The sequence below is a fragment of the Flammeovirga sp. SJP92 genome, from assembly GCF_001583495.1.
Classification (GTDB): Bacteria; Bacteroidota; Bacteroidia; order Cytophagales; family Flammeovirgaceae; genus Flammeovirga.
In genome coordinates, this window is the sequence record NZ_LQAQ01000094.1 from 21,596 (window position 1) to 28,045 (window position 6,450).

General features: G+C 35.8%; 6 protein-coding genes. 1 reads left to right on the forward strand and 5 read right to left on the reverse strand.

Translation table 11 applies throughout. The features are described 5' to 3' along the window. Positions 1-45 precede the first annotated feature (45 nt). Positions 46-1,398: an RIP metalloprotease RseP gene (rseP, locus tag AVL50_RS23970; RefSeq protein WP_062619221.1), complete on the forward strand. Its 1,353-nt coding sequence runs from the start codon at positions 46-48 to the stop codon at positions 1,396-1,398. A gap of 81 nt (positions 1,399-1,479) precedes the next feature. On the opposite strand, the gene AVL50_RS23975 is transcribed toward rseP, so the two are convergent. From AVL50_RS23975 to AVL50_RS23995, 5 genes are all read right to left on the reverse strand, one after another. Then, positions 1,480-2,475 carry a TerB family tellurite resistance protein gene (locus AVL50_RS23975; protein ID WP_062619223.1) on the reverse strand — a complete coding sequence of 332 codons (996 nt, stop codon included), beginning with the start codon at positions 2,473-2,475 and terminating at the stop codon, positions 1,480-1,482. Positions 2,476-2,506: 31 nt separating this feature from the next. Then, positions 2,507-2,806 carry a thioredoxin gene (trxA, locus tag AVL50_RS23980; protein ID WP_062619226.1) on the reverse strand — a complete coding sequence of 100 codons (300 nt, stop codon included), beginning with the start codon at positions 2,804-2,806 and terminating at the stop codon, positions 2,507-2,509. A 131-nt stretch (positions 2,807-2,937) separates the two neighbouring features. Further along, the gene (locus AVL50_RS23985; protein ID WP_044212411.1) at positions 2,938-4,497 is read right to left on the reverse strand and encodes an Rne/Rng family ribonuclease; all 1,560 of its coding nucleotides are present in this window, start codon (positions 4,495-4,497) and stop codon (positions 2,938-2,940) included. Positions 4,498-4,873: 376 nt separating this feature from the next. Then, a complete protein-coding gene (locus AVL50_RS23990; RefSeq protein WP_062619224.1) occupies positions 4,874-5,728 on the reverse strand; it encodes a tetratricopeptide repeat protein in 855 nt (284 codons plus the stop codon). Positions 5,729-5,805: 77 nt separating this feature from the next. After that, positions 5,806-6,156, reverse strand: coding sequence for an HU family DNA-binding protein (locus AVL50_RS23995; protein WP_240050295.1), 351 nt, complete (start codon positions 6,154-6,156; stop codon positions 5,806-5,808). Positions 6,157-6,450: the final 294 nt, after the last annotated feature.

Below are 6,450 nucleotides of genomic sequence, written 5' to 3' on the forward strand. Positions count from 1 at the left end.
TGTTTTTGGAGAACAATATCAGAGTAGTACGTTTTAATTTGTAAGATGGAAGGACTTATAATGGCTGCTCAGTTATTAACTGGGTTATCAATTTTAGTAGGAATACATGAATTTGGGCACTTTTTCGCCGCAAAGATCTTTAAAATACGAGTAAATAAATTCTACTTATTTTTCGACTTCTTATTTCCATTCCCAAACCTTTTGAAATTCTCTATTTTCAAATTCAAAAAAGGAGATACTGAATATGGGTTGGGCTGGTTTCCAATGGGAGGATATGTAGATATTGCAGGAATGATTGATGAATCCAAAGGTGCTGATGATTTAGAAGCTGAACCTCAACCTTGGGAATTTAGAACAAAACCTGCCTGGCAAAGACTTATTGTAATGCTTGGTGGTATTATCATGAATGTAGTCACTGGCGTGATCATTTTTATTGGTATTGCATACAGTACTGGAGAGCGTTATCTACCTATCGAAGAGGTAAACAAATATGGTTTATATATAACTGAACTTGGAGAAAGAATTGGACTTAAAACAGGTGACAAGGTTGTAAACCTGAATGGCGAACCTGCTAAACAATTCAGAGATATTGTAGATCCAAACTTCCTCTTAGAATCGGATAGCTATATTACTGTGGACCGTGATGGCAAACAAGTTCGTGTTGACATCCCAAAAGAAATGATAGAATGGATGAGTGACGATAAGTACCGAAACACATCTTATGTCTACTTCAGAGATCCATTTTATGTAAAAAGAGTATTACCTGGCACACCTGCAGATCAAGGTGGATTGCAAGCAGATGATATTCCTGTAGCTATCAATGGTAAAGAGGTACCGTATTTCAGTGAATTCAGAGTAGCACTATCAAAAGTAGCAGGAACTGAAATTGAATTAACGGTATTGAGAAACGATCAGCCCGTAAAACTACATATGAACGTTTCTAAAGAAGGAACTTTAGGTTTTGAAATGAGATCTCGCTTAAATGCAGAATATAAAAAGTATACATTGATGGAAGCTATTCCTGTTGGAACCAAAGATGCCTTCAATGTGATTCTTGTACAAGTAAAAGCTTTTGGAAAACTATTTAGAGGAGAAGTTTCAGCAAGTAAATCTGTCAGCAGTCCAATCGGTATTGCTGAGGTTTATGGAGGAACTTGGCATTGGTTACAATTCTGGACAATTACAGGTATGTTATCAATGGTCTTAGCCTTTATGAACTTATTGCCAATTCCCGCATTAGATGGCGGGCACGTCGTTTTCTTGACTTACGAAATTATCACAGGTAAAAAACCTTCAGAAAAAGTATTGATGGTAGCACAGCAGATTGGTATGCTGATTTTATTGTCAATTATGGTCTTTGCCTTCGGGAATGATATTTTCAAATTGATCTCTCGATAAATTGAGAATAACGATAAAGAAAGAGCCATTGCAGTCAATGAATTGCAATGGCTTTTTCTTTATTCTCAAATTAATATGATACTACTTATACTCAAAAAGTGTCAAACGCATCTTTGATATTTTAGCTTCAGTATCTACTAAATAGTGAATAGTTTGTGCTATATCAGGAGAAATTCCCAAAATGTTTGCCACTTTCTCAGAAGCTTCTCTCTCTTGCTCAGGGAAACTCATATCTGCACTTGCCATTTTCACGGCATTATAAAGTAGAGTTCTTTTAAAATTGATTGTGACGTCCACTTTCAAATTGCTGATGACGTCCTGTAAATCTCCATTTTTGTAATCATATTCAATCACTTTCTCAGCAATATGTTTTGGCGTCTCTGAAACAGTTACAAACTGCTCAAGATACCATTCTTTTTCAGCATCTGATACAATTCCATCAGCTCCGGCAATAATCATCAAGGCATAGCCATAATTCAATTGTGTTTGTTCACAAGTCAGCTTGATACCAAAAGTATTTCTTTCAAGAACAGAAGCCGGCTTCATGTTTAAACTCTGCAAACCAATAATTGGATGTGCAGTATCTTCTTCCAACTCAAATAACGACTTACGGATCATTCCCAAAGATTTCTCTGTATTGACAAGCCCTTCGATTGTTCTCGCAATAAAATAAGGGATATCTAATAATTCAGCCGCTTTCCAAACTGCTTCTTTTTCTTCTTTTGCGTAATCATTATCGGCCATAGCCATCATTACAGCATCATAAACCAATGTTCTTTTAAAATTCATTGGCACATCTATATGAAGGTTTGGCAATAAATCTTCTAGATTGACTTGTATATAATCGAAGTTTCTAATTTCTTCCTTTTGCTCATCAGTTGCTCCAATGATCTCCAGGAAATCCGTAAATACCCAATCCATTTCCTCTTCTGATATTTCACCATCAGCACCAGAGATAGCCAACAAGGCTTGTATATACTTCATCCATGATTCTGTAGACACACCCTCACAAGATTGTATCATGACAGCAAGAGGAGAAGCTTGAATCACTTCTTCGTTTATTGATAAGCTCGACATGTTTATAGTAGGTTCGCAGTTAAAAGTAATGTTATGTATATCTTTCAATCACCTTCATCAATTCATGTTCTGGCATTACACCTGAGTTTCTCCACAGTATTTTTCCTTTATGAAATAAAATCAGAGTAGGAATACTTCTCACCTGATATGTCAACATTGCCTGTTGATTCTTATCAGAATTAATTTTTATCACAGTTAAGCGGTCACCTAATTTTGCTTTAACAGATTTAATAGTTGGAGCAATCATATGACACGGCTGACACCAATCTGCATAAAAATCAACTAAAACAGGAACTTCTGAATTGTTGATTAAGTTAGTAAATTTTGACATAATATTAATATTTAATTCTTTTTTCCTTACAAAGATAGCTACACAAAACAAATCATCATATGATAATTTATCAATTTGTTGTTTTAAAAGAAAAGCTTCTACCACATCTTGTGTGATAGAAGCTAATCAAATCATTTTAAAGAAATTTCTTCATCATGATGATCAAAAAACTTGTACTCAGACAATCCTAACGAAGAGTCTTCGAAGATTTTGACCCATTTGAAATGTTTAAAGAACCATTTCATCCTTCGAGAAGGGAATCCTGATGTGAAATAAGCATAAAGGTAAGGGTGAACTCCTAATTTAAATTTGCCATCATTCTGCTTCTCTAACAAGTACATAACTTCTGTCTCGATTTGATCCGCGATAGCAATAGATGCTGTAATCTTACCTGTGCCATTACAAGTTGGACACTTCTCTTTTGTTACAATACTTAATTCAGGTCTCACACGCTGCCTCGTGATCTGCATTAAGCCAAATTTACTCAGTGGTAATACTGTATGTTTAGAGCGATCTGCTTTCATCTCTTGCTTTATGTGCTGATACAACTTTTGCTTGTGCTCAGCTTTCTTCATATCAATGAAGTCTACAACGATGATGCCTCCCATATCACGTAATCGTAATTGTCTGGCGATTTCTGTAGCAGCCTCTACGTTTACGTTGAATGCAGTAGCTTCCTGGTTATTCTCTGCATTCGACTTATTTCCACTGTTAACATCAATAACATGAAGCGCTTCGGTATGTTCAATTACCAAATAACCTCCACTACCTAAGCTAACAGTTTGACCAAAGAGTGTTTTTAATTGCTTCTCGATACCTTGGTGCTCGAAAAGCTTGGTTTTGCCTGAATAATGTTTAACTATTCCTGCTTTGTCTGGTGCGATTTGTAAAATGAACCTTCTTATTTCATCGTACACTTCTCTATCATCTACAGTGATACTATCGAATGACTCATTCAATATATCTCTCAACATAGAAGTAGCACGGTTCATTTCACCTATGACTTTCTCTTTTGGAGTAGCTACCTTTAATTTACTTACGCCTTCTCCCCATTTAGTCACAAGGTCTCTTAAGTCTTTATCCAACTCAGAAACTTCTTGATTTTCTGCAACAGTTCTAATGATTACACCAAAGTTTTCAGGACGAATAGAGTTGACTAATTTTAATAGCCTTCTTCTTTCACCTGCGTCAGTGATTTTTTTAGAGATGTTTACAGTATTACTAAAAGGAACAAGTACAAGGTATCTTCCTGCTAAAGAGAGCTCACATGATAATCTAGGTCCCTTAGTCGAGATTGGCTCTTTTACAACTTGTACTAAAATCTTTTGGTTTTGTTTTAGGACGTCATTGATTTTTCCGAGTTTATCAATTTCAGGTTCCAAACGAAACTGCTTGAGGTTCTCACTCACATGTTTGTGGTGCTTACCTTGAGCAAGCTTGATGTATTTCAATAGGGATCTGACCTTAGGACCTAAGTCCAGATAATGAAGGAAAGCGTCTTTATCATACCCGATGTCAATAAAGGCAGCATTCAAACCGGGTACCACTTTTCTTACAACACCTAAATAGATGTCTCCTACTTGAAATTTTGTTTCGTCATTATCATAGTGTAGTTCCACCAGACTTTTATCTCTCATAAGAGCAATTCTGCTGCCCTCTGGAGTTGAATTGATCACTAGTTCATTACTCAACTCAATAAAAGTTTAAGGTTAACAATAAATCTATGAAAATGTATAGTAACGTTTTACTATACTAAAAATAATTCTTTTTCTAAGATAATGAAAAACCTTGTCCTAGATTCACTAGAGCAAGGTTCTTGATTAAGCTGCGACTAGAACATTACTTTTTCTTGTGTCTGTTCTTTCTAAGTCTCTTCTTTCTCTTGTGAGTCGCGATCTTATGTCTTTTTCTTTTCTTACCGCAAGGCATATTCTTACAGGTTAAGTGTGTTAAATCTTTTCTTTAAATTCATTCATCGAATATTAATACTCTCAGAACGAATGCGCAATTTATAACAAAAAATGGAGAAAGGCGAACTTTATCACCATTTTTATGTATTTATTTACATTAATTCACCCATTCTGCGAGATATTGCTGTGCTGTAGCACGAATCTCCTCAGAATCAGCGTTTTTATTGATGTATTTCAGCTCATCAATGGCTTTATCCTGACTTCCCATTTCCTTTAATGAGATCGCCAAATAGAACCTTGCTTCCATGTCATCAGGGTATAATTTCTTCAGCTTCTGGAAGCGCTCAATTGCTTTGTTATACTGACCTGACTGAATAGAAAGCAATCCCAAATTGAATAATGCTAACTGATGTTCCGGGTCTACTGCAATCACTTCTCTGATCTTTGCAATACCTTGCATCGGTGCAGAAGAAACCATGTACGTCATACCCAATTTCACTTTAGCATCTAAGTCTTTTGGATCTTTTTCTAAAACAGCTTGATACTGCTTCTGTGCTTTTGTTGCCATTTGAGCAGATCTCTCCTCACTCATAGCAAAAGTATAAGCATCATAATAAGCATCAGCAGCTGCTCTTAGATCTTTTGTTTCATTTGAAGCTCCATATAAAGCAAGCTTCCAATCTCCTGCCAGGTCAAACTTATTCATCTTTAAAAGAAGATCGTAAGCCTGATCCGCAATTTCTCTTTTATTCTTAATGTTATCTGCAGACTCAAAGTCTTTTTTAAACTGATCTAATGTTGCTTGAGTGTCTGCTGGTAGTTTGGATGTATGCGCCATAGAAGATTGCTCTGAGCCATGATCATGACCATCATCTTCTGAATGCTGTTCTGTAGTTGCTGAAGCCTCTGCCACACCTTCACTGTTGTCTGTCACAACTGCTTTTGGTAATAACGCAAGGATTACAATCAGAACAACTCCGGCACCAAGTAAAATATACTGCTTAGTTCCCATATTTAATTTGAAATTAAAAAAGTCCGCACCTTAAATTATAAGATGCGGACAATTTATACAATTCTTTGCAACAAGTACTAGTTTTCGTTGATTAAACGTACTTTGTCACTTCCTTTAATTTTCTCAACAAACTCCTTCGAAGGTTTGAAACTAGGAATGAAGTGTTCAGGGATAGGAATAATCTCACCTCTTGAGATATCTCTACCTTTTTTGCTAGCACGTTTTTTATTTACAAAGCTACCAAAACGACGGATGTAGATATTATTACCTTCAGCCATCTTGTCCTTCACTACATTAAAGAAGTCTTCTAAAACTTGTCCAACAACTTCTTTATCTACTTCAACCATAGTTGCTGCGTTTGAAGTCTGTGCTTCTTGACGCTTCTCAATCTTTCTGAGAATTTCTGTGATTACTTCTGCTTTAGTCACTTTAGTGAAATTTTATATTTATAAGATTCGTCTCTGTATTATCTAACAAGTAAAAAAATAACTATCTGAAATACAGTAGACTGTTAGCCTAACTAGTACCTACAAAGGTAACAATCAATACGTTAAAAAAATAGTAAAATCTTACTATAAAACGCTGATTAACAAAATATTACAATATTTTATCACAAAAAAAGGTTAGTCAACATCCTGTGTTAACTAACCTTCTATATTTAATGAATGTGGCGCCGACTTACTCTCCCGGGGGTTAACCCAGTACCATCAGCACGGTAGGGC